This window comes from Desulfatiglans anilini DSM 4660, from assembly GCF_000422285.1.
GTDB lineage: Bacteria > Desulfobacterota > DSM-4660 > Desulfatiglandales > Desulfatiglandaceae > Desulfatiglans > Desulfatiglans anilini.
Window position 1 is genome coordinate 24,918 of record NZ_AULM01000024.1, and the last position, 21,564, is coordinate 46,481.

The 21,564-nt window shown below is 61.4% G+C and carries 19 protein-coding genes; 9 read left to right on the forward strand and 10 right to left on the reverse strand.

Annotated features, from left to right (window positions below):
* Positions 1-45: 45 nt before the first annotated feature.
* The 5 genes from lon to H567_RS0114945 form a co-directional block, all read right to left on the reverse strand.
* Positions 46-2,472, reverse strand: a complete 2,427-nt coding sequence (lon, locus tag H567_RS25200) for an endopeptidase La (protein ID WP_051184948.1) — start codon at positions 2,470-2,472, stop codon at positions 46-48.
* Positions 2,473-2,876: 404 nt separating this feature from the next.
* Complete coding sequence (locus H567_RS0114930; RefSeq protein WP_028322019.1) at positions 2,877-4,793, reverse strand: ATP-binding cassette domain-containing protein; 1,917 nt, start codon at positions 4,791-4,793, stop codon at positions 2,877-2,879.
* Positions 4,790-5,314, reverse strand: coding sequence for a shikimate kinase (locus H567_RS0114935; RefSeq protein WP_035254635.1), 525 nt, complete (start codon positions 5,312-5,314; stop codon positions 4,790-4,792). The genes H567_RS0114930 and H567_RS0114935 overlap by 4 nt, the downstream gene beginning before the upstream one ends.
* Complete coding sequence (locus H567_RS0114940) at positions 5,305-5,886, reverse strand: LEA/WHy family protein (protein WP_084517365.1); 582 nt, start codon at positions 5,884-5,886, stop codon at positions 5,305-5,307. Before H567_RS0114940 ends, H567_RS0114935 begins: the two co-directional genes overlap by 10 nt.
* Positions 5,887-6,067: 181 nt before the next feature.
* The gene (locus H567_RS0114945) at positions 6,068-6,628 is read right to left on the reverse strand and encodes a class I SAM-dependent methyltransferase (protein WP_153306210.1); all 561 of its coding nucleotides are present in this window, start codon (positions 6,626-6,628) and stop codon (positions 6,068-6,070) included.
* 208 nt (positions 6,629-6,836) lie between these two features.
* Between H567_RS0114945 and H567_RS0114950 the strand changes: the two genes are divergently transcribed.
* Positions 6,837-7,415, forward strand: a complete 579-nt coding sequence (locus H567_RS0114950) for a cache domain-containing protein (protein ID WP_028322023.1) — start codon at positions 6,837-6,839, stop codon at positions 7,413-7,415.
* A 192-nt stretch (positions 7,416-7,607) separates the two neighbouring features.
* Here the strand turns inward: H567_RS0114950 and H567_RS0114955 are convergent, their stop codons facing one another.
* The 4 genes from H567_RS0114955 to H567_RS0114970 all read right to left on the reverse strand — a co-directional run bounded on the left by H567_RS0114955 (position 7,608) and on the right by H567_RS0114970 (position 11,317).
* Complete coding sequence (locus tag H567_RS0114955; RefSeq protein WP_028322024.1) at positions 7,608-8,387, reverse strand: enoyl-CoA hydratase/isomerase family protein; 780 nt, start codon at positions 8,385-8,387, stop codon at positions 7,608-7,610.
* A 195-nt stretch (positions 8,388-8,582) separates the two neighbouring features.
* Complete coding sequence (locus tag H567_RS0114960; protein ID WP_028322025.1) at positions 8,583-8,981, reverse strand: RidA family protein; 399 nt, start codon at positions 8,979-8,981, stop codon at positions 8,583-8,585.
* A gap of 50 nt (positions 8,982-9,031) precedes the next feature.
* Positions 9,032-10,273 carry an ABC transporter substrate-binding protein gene (locus tag H567_RS25205; RefSeq protein WP_161626633.1) on the reverse strand — a complete coding sequence of 414 codons (1,242 nt, stop codon included), beginning with the start codon at positions 10,271-10,273 and terminating at the stop codon, positions 9,032-9,034.
* Between the two features lie 270 nt (positions 10,274-10,543).
* Positions 10,544-11,317: an ADP-ribosylglycohydrolase family protein gene (locus tag H567_RS0114970; RefSeq protein ID WP_028322026.1), complete on the reverse strand. Its 774-nt coding sequence runs from the start codon at positions 11,315-11,317 to the stop codon at positions 10,544-10,546.
* Between the two features lie 179 nt (positions 11,318-11,496).
* Between H567_RS0114970 and H567_RS0114975 the strand changes: the two genes are divergently transcribed.
* The 5 genes from H567_RS0114975 (at position 11,497) to H567_RS0115005 (ending at position 17,456) form a co-directional block, all read left to right on the forward strand.
* On the forward strand, positions 11,497-12,552 hold the full coding sequence (locus H567_RS0114975) for a hypothetical protein (RefSeq protein WP_153306211.1): 1,056 nt from the start codon (positions 11,497-11,499) through the stop codon (positions 12,550-12,552).
* A 71-nt stretch (positions 12,553-12,623) separates the two neighbouring features.
* Positions 12,624-13,106 (forward strand): cation:proton antiporter regulatory subunit, encoded by a 483-nt coding sequence (locus tag H567_RS0114980; protein ID WP_028322028.1) that lies wholly within the window; start codon positions 12,624-12,626, stop codon positions 13,104-13,106.
* Between the two features lie 48 nt (positions 13,107-13,154).
* A complete protein-coding gene (locus H567_RS25210; RefSeq protein WP_035254637.1) occupies positions 13,155-14,351 on the forward strand; it encodes a cation:proton antiporter in 1,197 nt (398 codons plus the stop codon).
* A 234-nt stretch (positions 14,352-14,585) separates the two neighbouring features.
* Positions 14,586-15,764 (forward strand): hypothetical protein, encoded by a 1,179-nt coding sequence (locus H567_RS0114995; RefSeq protein WP_028322029.1) that lies wholly within the window; start codon positions 14,586-14,588, stop codon positions 15,762-15,764.
* A 210-nt stretch (positions 15,765-15,974) separates the two neighbouring features.
* Positions 15,975-17,456: a helicase HerA-like domain-containing protein gene (locus H567_RS0115005; RefSeq protein ID WP_028322030.1), complete on the forward strand. Its 1,482-nt coding sequence runs from the start codon at positions 15,975-15,977 to the stop codon at positions 17,454-17,456.
* A gap of 206 nt (positions 17,457-17,662) precedes the next feature.
* Here the strand turns inward: H567_RS0115005 and H567_RS0115015 are convergent, their stop codons facing one another.
* The gene (locus H567_RS0115015) at positions 17,663-18,115 is read right to left on the reverse strand and encodes a GNAT family N-acetyltransferase (protein WP_028322031.1); all 453 of its coding nucleotides are present in this window, start codon (positions 18,113-18,115) and stop codon (positions 17,663-17,665) included.
* Positions 18,116-18,775: 660 nt separating this feature from the next.
* Between H567_RS0115015 and H567_RS0115020 the strand changes: the two genes are divergently transcribed.
* From H567_RS0115020 to H567_RS29970, 3 genes are all read left to right on the forward strand, one after another.
* Positions 18,776-19,981, forward strand: coding sequence for an MFS transporter (locus tag H567_RS0115020; RefSeq protein ID WP_028322032.1), 1,206 nt, complete (start codon positions 18,776-18,778; stop codon positions 19,979-19,981).
* A 25-nt stretch (positions 19,982-20,006) separates the two neighbouring features.
* Complete coding sequence (locus H567_RS0115025; RefSeq protein WP_028322033.1) at positions 20,007-21,086, forward strand: DUF1786 family protein; 1,080 nt, start codon at positions 20,007-20,009, stop codon at positions 21,084-21,086.
* Positions 21,087-21,377: 291 nt separating this feature from the next.
* Positions 21,378-21,515, forward strand: a complete 138-nt coding sequence (locus tag H567_RS29970; protein WP_153306212.1) for an entericidin A/B family lipoprotein — start codon at positions 21,378-21,380, stop codon at positions 21,513-21,515.
* The last annotated feature ends 49 nt before the right edge of the window (positions 21,516-21,564 follow it).

Here is a 21,564-nt window from a genome sequence, read left to right on the forward strand (position 1 = left end):
TCTGCCGGGCGCCGGCCCTTTTTTCCATGGTCCCCTGTCAGATGGTTACGCGTGCACGGCCTGCTGGACCTCTCCCTCGCCTTCCGCGGGCTCCAGCGCGACGCTCAGCGCCTCATCGATCCTATCGACCAGCACGAACCGCATGGCCTTCAGGACCTCTTCCGGGAGTTCCTCCAGATCCCGCTCATTGCGCTTCGGGAGAATCACCGCCTTCAAGCCGGCCCTGTGGGCGGCCAGGACCTTCATCTTGATCCCGCCGACCGGCATGACACGGCCCCGCAGGGTCACTTCCCCGGTCATGCCGACATCCCCGCGGACGGACCGCCCGCTGAAGAGGCTCGCCATCGCCATCACCATCGCAATACCCGCCGAGGGACCGTCCTTCGGGATAGCGCCGGCCGGAACATGCACGTGCACATCGGTCTGCTCGAACAGCTCCGGTGCGATCCCCAGCCCGTCAGCCTTGGAGCGCACGTAGCTGTGGGCGATCTGGGCGCTCTCCCGCATCACGTCCCCCAGTTGGCCGGTCAGGGTCAGCCGCCCTTTCCCGCGCATCTGAGTAGCCTCGATGAAGAGGATGTCCCCGCCGACGGCGGTCACCGCCAGCCCTGTGGCGATGCCGGGGATCTCGATGGTCTCCGAGGTCTCCGAATCGAACTTCTCCTTCTTCAGATACTGCCGGACGATCTCAGGCGTGATGGTGATGTGCTCCGCCTCACGGCCCGCGATCCGGACCACCGCCTTGCGGCACACCGCGCCGATCTGGCGCTCCAGGTTCCTCACGCCGGCCTCACGGGTATAGTCCTGAATGATCTTCAACAGGGCCTCGTCCGTAAAGGTGATCTCATCCGGGCGCAGCCCGTTGGCCCGCAGCTGACGGCTCACCAGGTGCCGCCTGGCGATGTGAAGCTTTTCGTACTCGGTGTAGCCGTCCAGCTGGATGATCTCCATTCGGTCGCGCAGGGGCCCCGGGATGGTCTCCAACTGGTTCGCAGTCGTGATGAAGATGACATCGCTCAGGTCGAAGTCCAGGTCCAGGTAATGGTCCCGGAAGGCATGGTTCTGAGCCGGATCGAGCACCTCCAGCAGCGCGCTGCTCGGATCGCCTCGCCAGTCGGTGCCGATCTTGTCCACCTCGTCCAGCATGAAGACGGGATTCCGGGTCCCGGCGCGCTTGATCGCCTGGATGATCCGCCCCGGCATGGCACCGATGTAGGTCCTGCGGTGGCCGCGGATCTCGGCCTCGTCCCGCATGCCGCCAAGGCTCATACGGGTGAACTTGCGGCCGAGGGCCCGCGCGATGCTCTGTCCGAGGCTCGTCTTGCCGACTCCCGGAGGCCCCGCGAAGCAGAGGATCACCCCTGTCCCGTCCGGGCCATCCTGCCCTTCGGCAGCGTCCGGCTCCGCACCGCGCTCCTTCACCAATTGGTGGACAGCCAGGTATTCGATGATCCGGTCCTTGACCTCCTCCAAATCGTAATGATCCTCATCGAGCACCCGGCGCGCGCCCACGATATCCGTTTCGTCGACGCTCACCTCGTTCCAGGGTAGATCGCACAGCCAGTCGAGGTAGGTCTGGATCACGGGATACTCGGCCGAGTGGGGCGACATCGAAGAAAGCCGCTTCAGCTCTCTCAGCGCCTCTTTCTCCGCCTCCTCCGGGAGGCCGGCCTTCTCGATCTTTTCACGGTACTCGTCGACCGGCGACTCCGGCGCCTCGCCTTCTCCAAGTTCCTTGCGGATGGCCTTCAGCTGCTGGCGCAGATAGTAATCCCGCTGGGCCTTGTCCATCTCCTCCTGGGCGTCGTTCTTGATCTTCTTTCCCAGGCTCAGGATGTCCCTCTCCCGGGCCAGATAGGCGATCAGATGCCGGAACTTCTCCTTGGCCCGATCCAGTTCGAGGACCAGTTGGCCCTCGGGCACATCCAACCTCAGGTTGCTCGCCACGAGATAACTCAGATACTGCGGGTCCTGAACCTGATTCAGAAGCGCCGCGGCCTCCTTCGGCAGGTTGGGCGACAGATGGATCACCTCCTGCGCCAGTTCGCGCAGGCTGCGCTCAAGGGCATCCGTCTCCAGGTCCTTCTCGATGATGTCCGAGGCCGGCTCCACCTCTGCACGAAGGTAGGGTTCCGAGCCGATCCAGTGTTTGACGCGAAAGCGCTCAATACCCTGCACGACGATCTGAAGGGTATTTTCGTTCGGCGCCCTCAGGACCCGGTCGATCTTCGCGAGCGTCCCGACTTCATACACTTCACCTGGTTGAGGCTCTTCGATATGGCCGTCTTTCATGGTGACGAGGCCGATGATCCTGTCCCCCTGCAGCGCGTCTTCCACCAGCTTCACGGAGCGTTTGATACCTACGACCAACGGAATCACCATGAAAGGATAGGCGACGGTGTTGCGCAAGGGCAGAATCGGGATCTCACGGGGCAGATCCACCTTTCCCTGTTTTTCCTTTTCATGTTCCATCGTTTCAAAACTCCTTGTATTGAAATGTTTCAGGCCTGCCCTCCGCCTGATATGCCGCAGGCATCGGCCAGCGCGTCTGGTACATGGTCTTCCTGTCTGACCGGAATCCGCCGGCGTTCGATCATTGTTTCTGAAGGAACACCAACGAAGGTCACGGTTATAAAATAAGACCTGTCGAGGAATTGTAAAGACCGGGGGCTCGGAGAGGGAACGTGCGGCAACGAGGAGCGATCCAAGGATCACGACCCGAAAAAGGGCACAGGCCGGGGGCCGTCCGCCGCCGGATCAAAGGAGGGGGGATGTCTGACGGATTCGTGCAGGATGGATCATCTGCCCGGCGGCAGCGGCGGAGAGCGCCGCGGGCGCCATCATGGCTCCGTTGCTGCCTGTTCGGGCGGGAAGGTTCACTTGGCCGATTGGAGATTCACCTCCTCCAGTTCCTCCCAGCGGGCCATGGCCGCATCGATCTCTTCCTCGAGGGCATGGAGCCGGGACTGGAGCCGCGTCACATCGGCCCCGGCCGACCGATAAAGCTCAGGCTCGGCCATGGCCGCGAAGAGGTCGCGTTTTTCGGCCTCGAGGCCTTCGATGCGGTCAGGCAAAAGTTCCAGCTCCCGCTGCTCCTTGAACGTGAGCTTGCGCGGGGCCTCTTTGCGTGGACGGGGCTTCGCATGCTTCGCCTTCTCCGGCCCCGAAGCCGCCGCATCCTTCGGACGCTGTCTCAGCCAGTCGTCATAGCCGCCCACAACCTCGGTCACCCGTCCTCCCCCTTCGAAGGCCAGGACGGAGGTCACGACATGATTCAGGAAGGCCCGGTCATGGCTCACGATCAGCACGGTCCCGGGGAATTCCACCAGCATGGCCTCCAGGAGTTCGAGGGTTTCTATGTCCAGGTCGTTGGTCGGTTCATCGAGCACCAGCAGGTTGGCCGGGCGCGTGAAGAGTTTGGCGAGCAGCAGACGATTCCGCTCTCCGCCGGAAAGGCGCGTGATAGGCGCTCGCGCCTGCTCGGGGGTGAACAGGAAGTCCTGCAGGTATCCGATGACGTGCCGGACCTTGCCGCCCACGATGACCTTGTCGCCGTCCCCGGCCACGTTCTGCTGGACCGTCTTGTCCGGATCCAGTTGGGCGCGCAGCTGATCGAAATAGGCCACTTCGAGATTTTCACCGTGTTTCACGCGACCGGCTTCGGGCTCCAGGTCTCCGAGCAGAATGCGCAGCAAGGTCGTCTTGCCGCAGCCGTTGGGCCCGATGATCCCCACCTTGTCACCCCTCAGGATGGTGGTGGAAACATCTCGGACAACGGGAGCCCCCCCGTACCCGAACGAAACGCCGCGGACCTCGATGACCCGCTTCCCGGATCTTTCGAGCTCATGCTCAGCCAGGTGGACGGAGCCGCTCAGGGAACGCCTCCGGGCGACCTCGGCCCGCAACTCCATAAGGGCCCGCACCCGCCCCTCGTTGCGGGTCCTCCGGGCCTTGATCCCCTGCCTGAGCCACTCCTCCTCACGCTTCAGCTGCTTGTCGACAGCGGCGTTACGCCTGGCCTCGACCTCGAGGAGCGCCTGTTTGCGGGCAAGGTAGTCCTCGTAGCGGCCGGGAAAGGACGTGAGCATCCCCCGGTCCAGTTCGACGATGCGGGTGGCGAGCCGGTCGAGGAAGACCCTGTCATGAGTCACGAAAAGCATCGTCCTGACCGAGCGCAGCAAGAACTGCTCCATCCACAGGATGGCGTCCAGATCCAAGTGGTTGGTGGGTTCGTCCAACAGCAGGATATCCGGCTCGTTGGCGAGGGCACGGGCCAGATAGACCCGCCGCTTGAGCCCGGCTGAGAGCGTTCCGCTGTCGGCGGCCTCATCGAGATCCATGCGCGAGATGACCTCCTGCACCTGCTGATGGCGTTCCCAGGCGTCTCCGGCCTCCAGGGTCCGCCGGACCTGTTCGAGACGGGCCGAATCCGTCTCTTTCGGATGCCTGCGCGAGGCGAGGAGGATGTGATGGTATTCCTGCAGGAGGGACGCATAAAGGCCTTGACCGGAGGCGACCACATCATAGACGCTGCCTTCCATGTCCAGGGGCACCTCCTGAGGAAGCAGGGCGGTCCGGAGACCCGAAGCGCGCGTAATCGTGCCGCCGTCGGGCCGGAGTTCCCCGTGGACCAGCCTGAGCAGCGTCGACTTACCGGTGCCGTTGCGCCCGATCAGACAGATCCGCTCCCCCCGCTCGACCTGGAGATCCACGTCGGCAAGCAGCGGCGGCCCTCCGAACGCAAGGGTGATCCGGTTCAACATGACGAGAGGAGACGGCCTCGTGGATTTCACGCTTTCCCCCCATCGAGCGCCCGGATAATGCGCGCACAAACGGCTTCCTGGGTCAGACCGGCGCAGTCGATCCGGATGTCTGCATAACGGTGGTAGAGGGCGAGCCGTTCGCCGTAGAGTTCAGCGAAGCTCTGATCCGGCCGCCTGGCGATCCCCCGCGTCGCGAAGTCCTGGATGCGCCGCTCGAGCGTTTCAGCCGCCGCATCGAGAAACACCACGACCCCCGCCCCCTTGAGGTGCCCCATCGCAGCCTCACTGTAAACGGCGCTTCCCCCCGTGGCAATGACATGCCCCTGCAGGTCGAGTCCGAGCAGGACCCGCTCCTCGATCGCACGAAGCGCCATAAACCCCTCCTGATCGACGATCTCCTGCAGCGAGCGGCCCTCGGAGGCCTGCAGGAGGAGGTCCGTGTCCACGAAGCCCATCGCCGCCATCTTCGCCAGGATCACACCCACCGTGCTTTTCCCGGCCCCCGGCATGCCAATGAGAACGATGTTTCGGATCGGTGGGTTCAATGACATTCGACACTCTCTTTCCTTGTATCCGATCTTTTGACGCTTGAATAATCATCCGCTTCACGCGCTCCCGCACGAACTCTCCGCTCCGTACTCACCTTGTCGGAATCAAAAGGCTGCAACCTGAAACGCCCTTCGCTCTCGAAGGGGATCTTGACCGTTCCGCCCCTCTCCCTGGCCACCCTTACAGAGCCCTTTACGCTGTAAACCAGTTCCTCCCGATCAGGCATTTTCAGAAATCCCCTGAAAAGGTCGATCATGGAAGAGTACACGACGATCGAAACAATCCCCGTATCGAAAGCGGGAATAGTCGCTCCTTCCTTACCGACCCCCGAACCGAAATGCTGCCCGTTCAGCGCAAGATCGCAGGCGACCCCCTGGATGATCAGAGGAAAATCATTCGGGTTCACCACCCTGAGATCCACCTCCAACAAGGTCTCGAAGTGCCGGATCGCCTGGATGCGAAGGTCGGACAGCCCGACCTGCGGCGGCTCGATGGAGCGCAGAAACCCTGCGCATCCGCACATCCATGCCGCTGCAACAACCGCAAAGCAGATCCGTTTTGGAAGGCTACGCATCGTCTCCACCTCACTGATCAGTCTTCAATTATGATCCGAACAAGGCCTTCCCGGCCGGTCCCGGCATGGGTCGGCGCGTTTCGTCCGCGCCGCAAACGGCGGGTCAAGCCCCAAAAAAACGTTTCGATCAATGGACCTCGGACCAGCCGGGTCCTGGCTGAAGGAATGGGGCCGAACCGGATCACAGCTTGCGCAGCAGCGCCCTCCGCGCCCGGGGATCCGCCAAACCCTCGACAGCCGCCAGACCGGCGGCCTCGGCAAACGCGGCGGTTTCGCGGAATCGAGCCACTGAAACATGGCCTTTCGGTTCTATGATCAGCAGCTTCGCCCCGGGCTTCATGACCCCTCTCACTTCCTCGAAGAACCGCGCCGGATCCGGCAACTCGTGGACCACATGGATCGCCACCACAAGGTCCACCTCTCCGGCAAGATCCACAATGCCCATCCCGGTGGATCCGCCCTGCCGGATGTCGATCCGCTTCTCCAGACCGGCCTTCCGTGCCCGGCGCGAGAGGGCGGAGAGCATTTTGGGCTGAATGTCGACCGCCACAACCCTGCCTGCAGGGCCGACCATGTGCGCAAGCGGAAGCGTGAAGTACCCCATCGCGCAGCCGGGCTCGAGGACAGTCATCCCCTGTTGAACAAGACCGCCCAGCATCTTCTCGGGGTTCTCGATCAAGCGCCTCAAAGGATTCAAGAGAATATAACCGATAAAAGGCGGACACACCCTTCCAGCCATCATCAAGCTCCCCTCAGCCTCCGGCCGGCGGACGTTCGGGTGCTGCACCCGCCGACGGTCGGAAGACGCAAACCGGATTTGCCCTTGGCCTGCTCAAGAAAATATGATACGTAGCCCGTGTTGACCGGTCAAAGGATACCATGCCCGGGCAGCCGTCCATCGCTCGGCAAAGGGTTCATCCCGTCAATCCTTTTACAAGGAGGTTTTGGAAATGACCTCAGACAAAAGAAAAATCCCCTTCTCTTCGTACCTGGTCGCGCTGGCGTGTCTGATCATCATGCATGCCTCGATGGAGTCGGCGGCGAAGGCCGGCAAGATCTCCAATACCTGCGAGGCCCAAGGGGCGGTGATTGCAGTGCACTGCGCCGCCGAAGGGCTCGGCGCCCTGTGCCGGGGCCAGGAAGATCCCGGGCAGCGCATCACCCTCATCCGCCGTTTCATCGAGCCGATCCGATTCTACCCCGATCGGTCCGGCTACTTCTATGTGTATGACCTCGACTGCCGCAACATCGCCCATGCCACCCAGAAAAACCTCGTCGGGAAGAATCTATACGACTATCAGGATGCAAAAGGCAAGTATGTGATCCGTGAACTGGCCGAGGCCGCCCGGGTAGGCGGCGGGTTCGTAACCTACCACTGGATCAAGCCCGGGTCAGAGGGGGAAAAGCTGAAGCTGGGGTATGTCGAACCGATTCCCGGAACAGAATACTTCATCGGCACCGGCGTATACGAGAGCCCCATGACGGAAAACGGCGCCGCACCTGGGGAAAAGCACGAGCGAGGCAGATAGGCAGATACCCAAAGCCGACGCCGGGACGAACCGGATGCCTACATCGCCCAAGGCCTTTCAGCCGGACCACCAGGACGGCACCCGCCCAGGCCGCGCCGATCCGCGCCCGAATCGGAAACAGCTTTTGCACACACACCCCTACCGGAGCCGGGCGGACCGCCTGTGGTTATCCGCCCGGCTCCGGTCGAGCGGTCATCTCCCTTTCCAGACAGGGAGCCTTTTCTCCTTGAAGGCCCGGATGCCTTCAGGGGCATCCTCGGTGCAGCACAAGCGGGCGAACGCCTCGTTCATGTACTCGAAGGCCTGGTGATATTCCATATCCTCCGCCGCGTAGAAGGCCTTTTTGGCGATCTGCAAAGCCACCGGACTTTTCTGAGCGAGGGCAGCCGCCCATCTGCGGGTCTCCATCTTCAGGGCCTCTTCAGGATAAACCCGGTTTACAAGCCCCATCGCCAAAGCCTCTCTGGCTGGGACGAGATCCCCGAAAAAAAGCATCTCGAGGGCCTTCTTCCTGCCGACGGACCGCGCAACCGGCACAACGGGGCCGATGCAGTTCAAACCGACATTGATGGCCGTCAAACCCAACCGCGCCGACTCGCCTGCAACAGCCAGATCCGCGGCGGCCACCAAGCCTGCACCGTTCGCCGCCGCGACCCCGTGAACCTGGGCGATCACGGGCTTGCACAAGCCGCTGATGGCAACCAAGGGGCGCTCCATGCACCCGATCCACTCGCGGTATTCGAGCGCGCTCTTGCCGTGGAAATCTCCGACATCGATGCCCGCGCAAAAGGCCTTTCCTGCGCCCTTCAGCACGATCACGCGCACCCGCTGATCCGCATCCAGTTCCTGGAGCGCCTGCCCAAGTTCCGTTGCAAGCGCCACGTTGAAGGTGTTGAGGTTTTCCGGACGATTGAGCGTCACATCCGCGACATAATCATCCCCGATCTCCACTATGATGGTCTCATATCCCATGCGCCTGCTCCTTCTTTCCGCTCGAAATCCATGCGCTGAACGGCTTTCGCTTTCTCCTGGAATGCGCCCGGTCGGCGCCGGAGGGGCAACCGCCAGCCTCGGTCGACATCAGGCCAGGACACATCCGGAGCCGGCCGACGCCCCCCGCCGGATGCTCTCCAGGGATCGGAAAATCAGCCATGGAGGGTCACCCGCTCATCCAACCTGGCGTTCGGCAAGACCGGCGTCGGCGATGCATTCGATCTCGATCCTGGCGCCGAGCGGCAGCCCTACGACCTGGACGGTGGACCGCGCCGGCCGGTGGTCTCCAAACGCCTTGGCATATACGGCATTCACCACGGGGAATTCCTTCATATCCACGAGAAAGACCGTCGTCTTCAACACGTCGTTCATCCCCAACCCTGCCGCCAGCAGGACCTTCTGCATGTTTTCCAGGACCTGCCCCGCCTGGGCCTCGATGTCCTCACCGGCGAGCTTTCCTGTGCGCGGATCAATCCCGATCTGACCCGAACAGAAGAGCAACTCCCCCGACTTCACCGCCTGAGCGTAAGGCCCCACGGCCGCAGGTGCCTTGTCGGTCGCAATCCTCTCCATGACTCCTCCACCTCCGCGAAAGCAGCCTTCAACCGCTGCGGGCTTCTCGGCTACTGCAGGCTTTTCCGATACCCCTCCCGCACCGCCTTCAGTTCCTCGGGGGTCCTGCAGATCTCCTCGGCCGGCACATAGTGGATGTTTTTCAACACCGGAAAACCATAGGCCTCGCTGAAGACGGTCTCCCCCCAGAGACAGTCCTCGACAACCGAATGATCTTCGGCCCGCATGATCTTCCATCCCTCAGGACTCTCCCAGGCCAAAGGCTCCTTTTCGACCGCTGCGATGATTTTTTCAGCATCCGTGCTGCCTGCGCGCTCGACGGCCGCCTTGATGAAGGTCACTCCGGCGTAGGTCTCCCCCGCCATGTAATCCGGATACTCATTGAATCGTTCTTTGTAGGCCTTCACGAATCTTCGGTTCAGCGCCGAATCGGGCGTCGTGAACAAATAGCGCGTGGACATGAAGATCCCTTCCGGCATATCCTTGCCGACCGGAATGAGCGTTTCCAAAGCCCCGCCGACCGGAAAAGCGAACTTTACCTGGTCGAACAACCCCTTCGGCAGCGCCTGCTTGATGAACGCGACCGAATCCCCCCCCCAGAGAGGACACCAAACGGCATCGGGCTTGATTTTCAACACCTCTTCAATGGCTGCCGAATAATCCGTGGCCATGAATTTCGGGAAGACCTCCCCCACCACTTCGACATCGGGCTTCAATTCCTTCAGTTTGGTAATGAACATCTCCCATGAGGAATGTCCGTAGTTGTAGTCCGGGCCGACCACCATCCAGCGTTTGTAAGGTTTGTTTGCCATCAGATAGGCGCCTGAGCGCGAATGCATCATGGCATTGCTGAGCGTGCTGAAGAGGTAAGGGGAAAAATTCGCGCCTGTAAGAGCGTCGGTTGCAGCCTGGGTTGCGATCAGGATCTTCTTGTGCTCTTTTGCGATGTCCAGGAGCGTCATGGCCAGACCGCTCGACGTCGGGCCCATCAGGAAATCGACCTTGTCGGTAAGAATGAACCGCTTGGCGATCTCTATCGTCCGTTCTTTGTTCAGTTGGGTGTCTTCGGTGGTCGCCTCCAGTTTTCTCCCGAGGATGCCGCCGGCGGCATTGATCTCCTCGACAGCCAGTTGAATCGCCTGGGCACCGTGTTTGCCGTACCCCCCCATCTTGCCGGACGAAATAAACATCGCCCCTAGTTTGACAGGCTTTTCCTCCGCAGCGGCCCCACCGCAAAACAGGGTGACACTCGCAACCAGCACGCCAATCGCCAAACACCATATCGCCCTCATGGTCCCGACCTCCGTTTTTGGATCATTAGCGTTGAAAGGGATCATCTTTCTTCAGCCACGCGGGATACCTGTCGCATCACCCCCTTTCCCGATCGAATCCGTCTCTCGAAACCGATCCATCGGCCATACCTGCGTAATGTGCCAGAAAACAGACGGCAACACAAGAAGCCAGATTCAATGCCTAAAGGGTGCCCATCCGGAAGTAACAATCTCTCCTCCCGCCCTCTCGCTCAATCACGGCCGAGACACCCGCCTGTCGACGTCCAACGATCAGGTTCTGCAGTAATGGTTCATGAAGGCCTTGGTGATCGCGCTCAACCGCTCATCGAGGATCGCGTACACCTTTTTCTCGATATCCTCCGGAATCCCTCCGTAAAACGCCTGTGCGATGCCTCCCGTGATGCAGGCCAGGGTGTCCGTATCTCCGCCAAGAGAGACAGCCGTCCGGATCGCGTCCTCGAAGTCCGTCGAGTCCAGAAAAGCCCTGATCGCGGGGGGAATGTTCCCCTGGCACGACACATCGAACGGATGGCCCGGGCGGATCTCGTCTATCGACCGGCTCAGATCGTACGCGAAGCGCGTCTCGATGAACGTCCGGATCTCCTCCTTCGAATGCCGGGTCCGCGCGAGGAAAACCGCTGCGGCAACCGCCTGCCCGCCTTTGATCCCTTCGGGGTGGTTGTGGGTCACCTCCGTAAACCCGCGTGCTTGATCGAGAACGGTCTCCAGATCGTGATAGGCATACCCGACCGGACTGATCCGCATGGCGGCCCCGTTCCCCCAACTGCCGTAAGGCTCCGAGTCTTCGCGCCGTGCCCAGCGATGGAAGCTCCCGCCGTATCCGGCGTGCGGATACCACCGGTAGAAGGTCTTCAGATTCTTCACATAGGGCGTTCCCGTCAGGATCGTGTCCGCCAGGGCAACCGTCAGCACCGTGTCATCCGTGTAGACGCACAGGTCCGAAAACAAGACGAAATGCTTGGTCTTCATGCGTGTTCCCTCATAAACCGATCCTGCGATATCACCCGCTATCGCCCCAATCATGGCCTCTCTCCTTCCCGGCCCAAAGCCGCCCGATCCGCAAAATCCGGCCGCGCCCATGCAGGCCCGGCTGCGCCAGCGGTCCGGAGCGGATTGACCCTGTTTCAAAATTGCGTTACTGTTTCGGCATGATACCGCAATCACCCCTCACCCGTATACCGAAATGGGCCCTGGCGGCAGCCATGCTTTTGGGGCTTCCACCCGCAGGCGTCCTGATGGCAGGGCGCCCGATCGGACCGTACTTCGCATTCCCGCCGCGCTCGGATTTCGTCTCCCACGCGCCTTTTTCATGGCCGGTCTTCTGCGTTTACGCCCTGGTCGGAACAGGCGCGCTTGCGTTCATCCTTTTTCTGTGGGCCCGGTCGAGAAACGCCCCGGCCCCCGCTCTTCCAACGAAGCGGCCCTTTCCATGGTGGGGTTGGGCGGGGATCGGATGGGGAACCGCCGCCTGGCTGTTCGCCTGGACACGGTTTTCCTGGTTCGCCCCCTTTCAGCCGCACACCTTTTTCCCCCTCTGGCTCGGCTACATTTTGACGATGAACGCCTTGATCCATAAACGGCTGGGACATTGCCCCCTCAGCAGCCGGCCCGGGCGGTTTATCCTGCTTTTTCCGCTCAGCGCAATCTTCTGGTGGTTCTTCGAATACCTCAACCGCTTCGTGCAGAACTGGCATTACCTCGGCAGCGAATACGGCGCCTGGCATTATGCCCTTTTCGCCACGATCTCCTTTTCGACCGTTCTGCCGGCCGTTCTTTCCACGCAACGCTGGCTGCTCACTCTTCCCTGGATCCGCCGGGCCTTCGAGGGCGTCCTGCCTATCCGGCCCCGGCACCCCGCACGCCTCGCCGCGTGGACGCTGTTTCTGTCGGCTGCCGTTCTGGCCGGCATCGGCGTCTGGCCTGACCTCCTCTTTGCCGGCCTCTGGGTGGCGCCGCTCCTGATCATGGTCGCCCTGCAGTCCCTGACCGGCGGCCGGCACCCTCTCGAAGGCATCCCGAAGGGGAACTGGCGGGGGGTTGTCAGCTGGTCTCTCGCGGCGCTTCTGTGCGGCTTTTTCTGGGAGATGTGGAACGCGGGCAGTCTCTCCCGCTGGGAATACACCGTTCCCTTTGTCCAGGGCTCCAGGATCTTCGCGATGCCGATCCTGGGATATGCCGGATATCTGCCCTTCGGGCTGACGTGTGCGGCCGTCGCCGAGATCTGGATGGAACCGAACACCTCTGCACAAGGCAGGTAACACGTTTTCATGTTTTCGAGGGCGCCCGCTTATGGTATCTTCCCCTGGGGAAAATCAGGAAAGGAGCCGTTATGAAAGTCAAAACCAGCGAACTGCCGGGCATCGGCAAGAGCTATGCCCTCGAGACAGCCGAGGGCGCGCGCCTGGTCGTTATCGTCCATCACCAGGGAAACCGGGAGTTTTACTATTTCGAGGACCCGGACCAGGACGACCCCAGCCAAACGTTTCTGCTGACCGACGAGGAGGCCCGCCAGGTGGGGACCATTCTTCTGGGCGTGGACTATCAGCCGGTAACCGACGACCGGATGGAATTCCTCATGAAGAACCTGCGGGTGGACTGGCTGAAGGTAGCGCCCGCGAGTTGCCTGGCGGGCAAATCGATCCTGGAATCGCAGATCCGGAAACGCACCGGTGCAACTGTCATCGCCGTCCAGCGCGGGGAGAAGATGATCGGAAGCCCCGATGTGAACGAGGTGATCCAGCCCGGGGACATCCTGATGTCCATCGGAACGCGCGACCAGACCAAGACCCTGGAGTCCTTGTGCCAGTGTTGATCGAAGCCCTCGAGCCCGACACGCTCTCTGTCCCATAGGAAGTAAACCATGGCTCAGCTGCCCTTTCTGCTCCTCGCAGGGCTGATCCTCTGCAGCTTCTTCTTCGTCAGTTTCAGTTCGCAGAAACTGCGCCTGCCGTCCGTCTTGGTCTACATCGTACTCGGGATCGCGCTGACATCGTTTTTCCGGGAAAACGAGGCCATCCACCTGGCCGGCGAAGTCGGCATCGTCCTGCTGTTCTTCATCCTGGGGCTCGAATTCCCTCTGGCCCGTATGGTCGAGATCAGCCGGCGCATCTGGCCGGCCGGTCTCATGGATGTTCTGCTGAATATCGGCGGCGCCATGGCGCTGGCGCTCCTGTTCGGACTGAATCCCCTGGCCGCCTTCGTGCTCGGATCCGTCGCCTACGCGACCAGTTCCTCCATCTCGGCCAAGCTTCTCGAGGAGCAGAAGCGCCTCGCCAACCCGGAGACGGAGTTCATCCTGGCCCTGCTGATCTTCGAAGACCTGATCTCACCGATTCTGGTCTCCTTCATCGCCGCCGCGAGAACAGGCGAGGAGATGACCATCGGCTTTCTCGGGCTGCTCCTGCTCAAGATCATCCTGCTCATGACGGGGGCCATCGTGATCGGGCACTATGCCTTCAAGCGCATGGAAGGTTTCCTGGCCCGCTACATGCAGCAGGACTTCATGCCTCTGCTCGCAGCCGGCATCGCCCTGGCCTACGCCGGCGCCGCCATGACCCTGGGGCTTTCCGAGATCCTGGGGGCCTTTCTGGCCGGAATGATGCTTTCCGAAACCGGTAAATCCAGCGAAATCGAGCACCTGATCGCCCCCATCCGGGACATCACCCTGCCCTTCTTCTTTTTCTGGTTCGGTACCACGATCACCCTCGGCGAAGGCGTGCCCTTCGTCCCGTTGATGATCGTGATGGCCCTCTGGGCTGTCGCAGGCAAGATTCTGACCGCCTTCCTCGGGGGACGCCTCTTCGGATTGGCCCGTAAGACGGCCTGCCGGGCGGCCTTTTCCATGGTGCACCGCGGTGAATTCTCGGCCGTCATCGCCAGCCTGGCCTTACCTCAGCTGCGGATATTCAGCGGCATCTATATCTTCGTCACCGCGGTCATCGGGGTCGTCTTGTTCCAGAAGGCGCCGGCCGCCGCCAACTGGTACATCGCCCGTTGGCCCGACAAGAAAAAGGGCAGGCTCAAAGGATCGGCCTCGGACACCATCCCGAGGCCGTGATTGCACCGGTCGGCCTCGGTGAACGAGCAGCCCGCAGGCAGCCTCGAAAGGCGGGCCGAAAACTGCTTCCGGGGACAGGGCGGGCCGAGAGAAGCCTCCGGCCCGAAACGCGCACACGCACAAGGGAAAACGTTCGAACCGGTTGATATCGGCTCTGCGATACAGTAAAATCCGGTCCCGTTTGCAGGATGCAAATCTTTCGGAGCGCAATCTTTTTTTCGAATGGAACAACCCATGCCCGAGACTGACGCCCTCTTGGAAGCCCAGGCGATGATGACGCGATTCGCTGCAGAGACAGGGATCCCTCCTGCCGCCACCCGGCCGCCGATCCGCTATCTCTGGACGGATGCCTTTGCCGTGTGCAATTTCCTGGGCCTGTATCGAACCACCGGAGATCGGTCGCACCGGCAGCTTGCCGTAAACCTCATCGATCAGGTTCACCACGTCCTGGGCCGGCACCGTGAAGATGATTTGCGAGAGGGCTGGATCAGCGGTCTCAGCCACCGGAACGGTGAAGACCACCCAACGGCCGGCGGGCTCCGCATCGGCAAAAAACTGAATGAGAGAGGCCTCTCAGCACCCTTCGACGAGCGTCTGGAATGGAATCGGGACGGACAATACTTCCACTATCTGACCAAATGGATGCACGCGCTCGATCGCGCCGCCCGCCTGCTCGGGGAAAACCAGTACGGGAGATGGGCCTCGGAGCTGGCCAGGACCGCCTACACGCGGTTCGTCTACTCCGCTGCGAATGGCCTCGAACGGCGCATGGTCTGGAAGATGAGCATCGATCTCTCCTATCCTCTCGTCAAGGCCATGGGGCACCATGACCCGCTCGACGGCTTCATCACCTTCATGCAGATCGACTCCAATCCCTCACGAAAGACGGAAAAGGACGGATGGCCCGATCTCGAGACCGAAATCGCCGAACTGGCCGATATCTGCGCCGGAAAGAACTGGGCGACGGACGATCCCCTGGGGATCGGAGGGCTCTTGTGCGACGGCTTCCGTCTGGCCCAACTGACGGCCCGAGGGGACTTCCTCGGCAACGGTCTGCTCGAAGCCGTCCTGGAGGCGTCGCTCCAAGGGCTCAAGATTTATACGAAGAGCAGCCCCATCAAACGGCCGGCGGAACAGCGGCTGGCCTTCAGGGAACTGGGGCTGTCCATCGGCCTGCACGCCCTTGCAAAGACAGAGCGGCTTCTGGTCCACGAAAGCGAACTCCCCCTGAAGACCCGGAAACTCCAGGGGCTGGTCAACCGTCTGATGAAATACGCACCGCTCGCCGGCGAAATCGAGGGATTCTGGCTCGATCCCGCCCATCAGGAAACCCCTGTGTGGATGGAACACCTTGACATCAACCGAGTGATGCTTGCCACGAGCCTTGCACCGGACGGGTATGTTGACATCTGACCGGTTTTGATTGCGGAAAGCGTCTTTTTGCGGATGTACCCATCCTGGAAAGGCTGAAGTCCTGCGGTGCAGGTTTCGGGCACGGCGGCCCCTTGCCGCCGGATCCACCGGCTGAACGAAGAGGCCTGCATCAGGCCGGCGGCCTGGACCCGCCGGGGCGCCTTCGAGCTCTATTGTCAATCCTGAATGGGGTCTGAAAGGAGGTCTTCCGTGGACCGGATCTTGATCGGCAAAGGAGAGCAGCCCGTTCACCTGCTCACGCGCTACGCCAACCGCCACGGCCTCGTGGCCGGGGCGACGGGCACCGGCAAGAGCGTCTCGCTCCTCGTGCTGGCCGAGGGTTTCTCACGCCTCGGCGTGCCCGTGTTCATCGCCGACGTCAAAGGCGACATCGCGGGTCTCGCCATGCCCGGCGCCATGAACGAAAAGATCCGGGAGCGCGTCGCCCGGATCGGCATCCCCGATTACACCCAGGAAGGCAATCCCGTCATCTTCTGGGATGTCTACGGCGACTCCGGCCATCCGGTCAGAGCGACCATCAGCGAGATGGGGCCGGCCCTCCTCGGCCGGATCCTCGAACTGACCGAGGTCCAGATGGGGGTCCTGGAAATCGTGTTCCGGCTGGCGGATGAGCAGGGCCTGCTGCTGCTCGATCTGGACGACCTTCGCGCCCTGCTCGGGCTCGTTGCAGCCAGCCGCAAGGAGGTGTCGGCGGCCTACGGCCTGGTCAGCGCCCAATCCGTGGCCGCCATCCAGCGCGCCCTTATCTCCCTCGGAGACCGGGAAGCGGAGGCCCTTTTCGGCGAACCGGGGCTCGAACTCCCGGATCTGATGCGGACGGACCTGAGCGGCCGCGGGATCATCAACATCCTCACCGCAGACCGGCTGATTCTGAAACCGCGCCTGTACTCCAGTCTGCTCCTCTGGATCCTGTCGGAGCTCTTCGAGAACCTGCCCGAGGTGGGCGACCTCGACCGGCCGAAGCTGGTCTGCTTCGTCGACGAAGCCCATCTCCTCTTCGATGACGCCCCGCCGGTCCTGCGCCGCCGCGTCGAACAGGCCGTCCGGCTCATTCGCTCCAAAGGCGTAGGGCTCTATTTCTGCTCGCAGTACCCGGATGATCTGCCCAACGACATCCTCGGTCAGCTTGGCAACCGCATCCAGCACGCCCTGCGGGCCTTTACGCCGCGCGATCAGAAGGCGGTCCGCTCGGCCGCCGAGACCTTCGCCGTGAACCCCAAACTCGATGTCGCCCGTGTCATCTCCGAACTCGCCGTCGGAGAAGCCCTGGTTTCGACCCTCCAGGAAAAGGGCTTTCCCATGCCCGTGGAGCGCGCCCTGATCTGCCCGCCGCGCTGCCGCATGGGGGTGATCAGCTCTGAGGAACGCCTGATGATACGGGCGCGCAGCCCGCTAACCGGCAAGTACGACACCCGCCTGAACCGCGAGTCGGCCCACGAGATCCTCGCCCGCCGGGCGGCCGCGGAACCTCCCGAGGCGCGGTCACCCGGAGGCCCGGAGTCCGCTGAGGACCGCAGCGGACTCGGCGGGCTTCTGTGGGGAACCAAGCGCCGTCAGGGGGTGCTGGAAACCATGGCGAAACAGGCTGCTCGCACGATCGGGAGTCAGATCGGCCGCCAGATCCTGCGCGGTGTGCTGGGAGGCATTTTGGGCGGATCCAGCCGCCGTTAACGTTTCCATCCGGAAATGCCCATTATGGCCGACCCCGGGGTCAATCCGCGCGTTTGCCTGTGCGGCGGCCTGCAGATCGCCTCCGCGCAAACGCTTGATCTCCTCGATATCGGCGAACCGGGCCCCGCCGCAAAGCGTGCGAAGAAAAGATCCTCATTTCCGGATGAGAAACCGGGTTGAACGGAGAAATTTTTTCCCGGACGGATCTAGATATTCCGCTCCAGATTGATCGTCATGGATGGATAGAACCGGTTGGCACTGAAAAACTGGATCAGCTTAGGATCGTTCCAGGCAACCAGCGTGTTGATTTTCTTGACACCCACCCGTTTCAGATGATCGACGAATTCCGCGATCAATCGGGCACCGATCCCCTGATGCTGAAAATCGGGGTCGACGCCGATGGTGTCCAGCGTGGCCTCCTCCTGGAAGATGCCATACTGCCCCATGTAGAGTTCCCCCATGACGAAACCGGCGACGCTTCCATCTTCTTTTTCGGCCACCAGCGACACCGGGACATAGTCCTTCGTCTCGAAGAGCTTCTCGAATTTCGCTTTGTAGTATTCGTGGCGCGATTCCTTTACGACCTTTTCATCGATCTCGAGGACGGCCTCAAAGTCATCAGCTTTCATGAGCCTGATCTTTATGGCATCGTCTTTCATAACCGCTCCTTTCTATGTGAAATGGACTGCAGTCGGTCCTCTTGTTTCCCACTGTGAATTCGTCAACCGAACGGATCACCCTCCAGGGCCTCGAGCACTTTCCAAATTCAGTTCCTGCTCCGAAAAGGGTTCCGTGCAAAATGAACCTCCTTAGAGGGAAATCCTTTGCTGGTTCGCCTGTCGGGTGCTGCGACGCGTTTCCTCGTCGATCCACCCCATTTTGAAATCGTGGCAAAATGGAATCGACGTTTCTGCGGGAAGGATCTTTCCTGCCGGGAAGGCAGGTAATTTCGGGCCGTTCGGGGGTTTTTCACCGAAGTATACCACACTATCGACGGATGGCTCCATAGTCCTGAAACAGAAAAGAGAGGCCAACCCTTTTTCGTTCGAAATTCAAACATGTGTGGCCTTCGCATCCCTCTCCGCCGATCGGTCGATTCGCCGGAAAGATCCTGCAAAAAAAATCCGTTATGCAGCGCCTCCGCAGCCAACCCGACCGCATGCTCCAGAAGCAACCCTATCGACCGCCCGGGATAACCTCTGGCCTGAGGCGACAATTTCTGGTAGAAGGAAGGCATTCCACATCTTCCGGACGGGCATCAGGAACCTTCAATACAGGGAGGACCGGCGCTGAAACGGCAATCCTTTCACTGGGCCTGGGTGATTCTGGGAACCTGTTTCCTGGATCTCTTCGTAAATTACTCCGCCCGCCTCGGCTACGGCGTCGTCCTTCCCGAAATCATCAAGGAACTGGACCTCAGCCGCACCGCGAGCGGCTCCATCTTCAATGCCTATCTTTTCGCCTATATCGCCCTCACGCCCCTGACGGGTTATCTCACCGACCGCCTGGGGGCCAGACGCATCATCACCGCCTGCGCCTTCATCCTGGCGGCCGGCCTCTTCTCCATGGGACGGTCCCATTCGCTCTGGACGGTCCTGTTGTCCTATGCCGTCGTGGGACTCGGGGCGACAGGGATGTGGACGCCGGTCATCACGGTGGTCCAGCGCTGGTTCGCCCCTAACCGGCGGGGACTCGCCCTGGGAATCCTTTCGACGGGTTACGGTTTGGGATTCGCGACCATGGGGGCGGCCTTCCCGTGGATCGTCACCAACTTCACCTGGCGCCATGCCTGGTATTTCTTGGCTGCCGGGGCCCTTGGCATGGTCTTCCTGAACGGCGGGCTCCTCCGGAGCAGCCCCGAGGCGGCCGGCGCCGTGCCTTGGGGCCTGAAGGATATCGGCATCCCCCTGACGACGGGGGGTTCGAAACGGAAGATCCCGCTCCGGAAGGTCTTCAGACACCGGAACTTCTGGCTCATCGGGTGGAGCTACTTTTGCGCCTCCTACGGCCTGTACGGGATCACCACCTTCATGGTCGACTATGCAAAGGACCAGCTCGGGCTGCCCCTCGAAAAGGCGAGTCTGCTGGCGACGGTGCACGGATCCTGTCAGGTGATCGGCGTCCTCACGATGCTGCCCCTTTCGGACTATCTGGGCCGAAGGCGTACGATCATCATCTCCAACAGCATGATCGCCGCCAGCCTGGCTGGGATTCTTTTAAGCGGCCCCTCGTGGCAATGGCTCTACGTCTCCGTAGGCGCCATGGCCGTTTTTTACGGCGTCACCTTTCCGATTTACGGGGCATCGGCCGGCGATTACTTCCCGAAGGAGTACATGGGAAGCGTCATCGGGATGTGGACCCCGTTTTACGGGCTGGGGGCCATCGTGGCCAACTGGGTGACCGGTTTTCTGCGCGACACCACCGGCCGATACAATGCGGCCTTCGTCATCTGCACCCTCGCGGCCGTCCTGGCGGTCGCCCTTGTCTGGTTCGTGAGAAAGCCAGTCACCGGCGAAACCGATTGACCTAGAGGAGGAAGACATTCCGGAGATGGAACGTTATTTGTTGATCGATGTCGGCGCAGGCACCATGGATGTGCTGTATTGGGATGCCGCACTCGATATTCACTACAAGGCGGTGGTCAAATCACCCGTCCGGCGTCTGGCCGAGGAGGCGTCGGCCATCGAGGGGGACATCCTCCTGACCGGCTGTGAGATGGGCGGCGGAGCTCTTGGGAGCATTTTACGCGGCAAGGCCGATTCGGCCCGGGTGGTCATGACCACCGAGGCGGCTGCAACCCTCCATCACGACGTGGAGAAGGTCCGTTCCTGGGGAATCGAGGTCGTGGACGCAGCCCAAGCCTTGGAACGGATGAAAGATCCCGGTCTTAACCGGCTCGAACTGGCGGACGTCGACCCGGAGCGCATCCGCAGGCTCATCGAAAGCTTCGGGGTGCCCTTCGCCTTCGATTGCGTCGGCCTCTGCGCCCAGGACCATGGCGTGGCCCCTCCGGGGGTGTCGCACCTCGACTTCCGGCACCACCTTTTCACGGAGATCCTGGACCGCAGTCCCTCCCCGTCCGCGCTTCTATACCGCGCGGAGGAAGTGCCGGCTGCCATGAACCGCTTGAAATCGCTTGCGGAATCCGCGCGGAAACTGCCGGTGGAAGAAGGGATCTACGTCATGGACAGCGGGATGGCGGCCATTCTGGGCGCTTCACGCGACCGTGCCGCCCTCGCTAAAGAAAGGGTCATGGTGCTGGACGTGGCCACCTCCCACACCGTGGGAGCCGCGCTCGAACGAGACGAAATCGCCGGATTTTTCGAGTATCATACGCGGGACATCACGGCCTCCAGTCTAGACCGTCTGCTGAAAGACCTGCCCGAAGGAAAACTCACCCACGAGGAAATCCTGCGCGAAGGCGGACACGGGGCGTATACCCGGCGGCGTTTCCCCTGGGAAGACGCACTGCCGATCATCGCAACAGGACCCAAACGCGCCCTGTTGAAGGATTCCCGGCTACCCATCGTCTACGGCGCTCCTTTCGGGGACAACATGATGACCGGCTGCGGGGGGCTGCTCGAGGCCATCCGGCGCAGACAGGGGCTCGATCCGGCGGAGATTCTTTAATCTCGCCCTGCCCCTTTTTTCTCGGAGGCACGTCCGGGAAAAGGCTTGTCCAAGAGCGGCGTCATGGGCATCCCCCGGCAAGCCCGGCCGCCCGGTTCTTCAAACGATGATGCATCGGTCCTGGAATCCACGAAATTGGAGGTGTGCGTGGCTATAAATATGGTATAATGGAAATTTGTTGAATTGCATCGCTCGCAGCAGCCTCGACCCACCCTGTCCTTCTTCTGGGTGAACAGACAGGGATACCGGGTCCGGCGATTATAAAGCAGATAGAAAGGAAGTCGTCAAATGATGCCTGCAACAGAGAAAATTTGTGTGCTCCTCCTGGCAGGACTTCTTTTTTTTTCCCTCAGCGCCTGTAACACCATCAAGGGCTTCGGAAGGGACGTCGAGCGGGCCGGAGAAACCATTCAAGACGTCGCAAAATAGGCAGGACAACCGAACCATTCTGCCAAGTCGATCGGCTGTGGAACCCAAG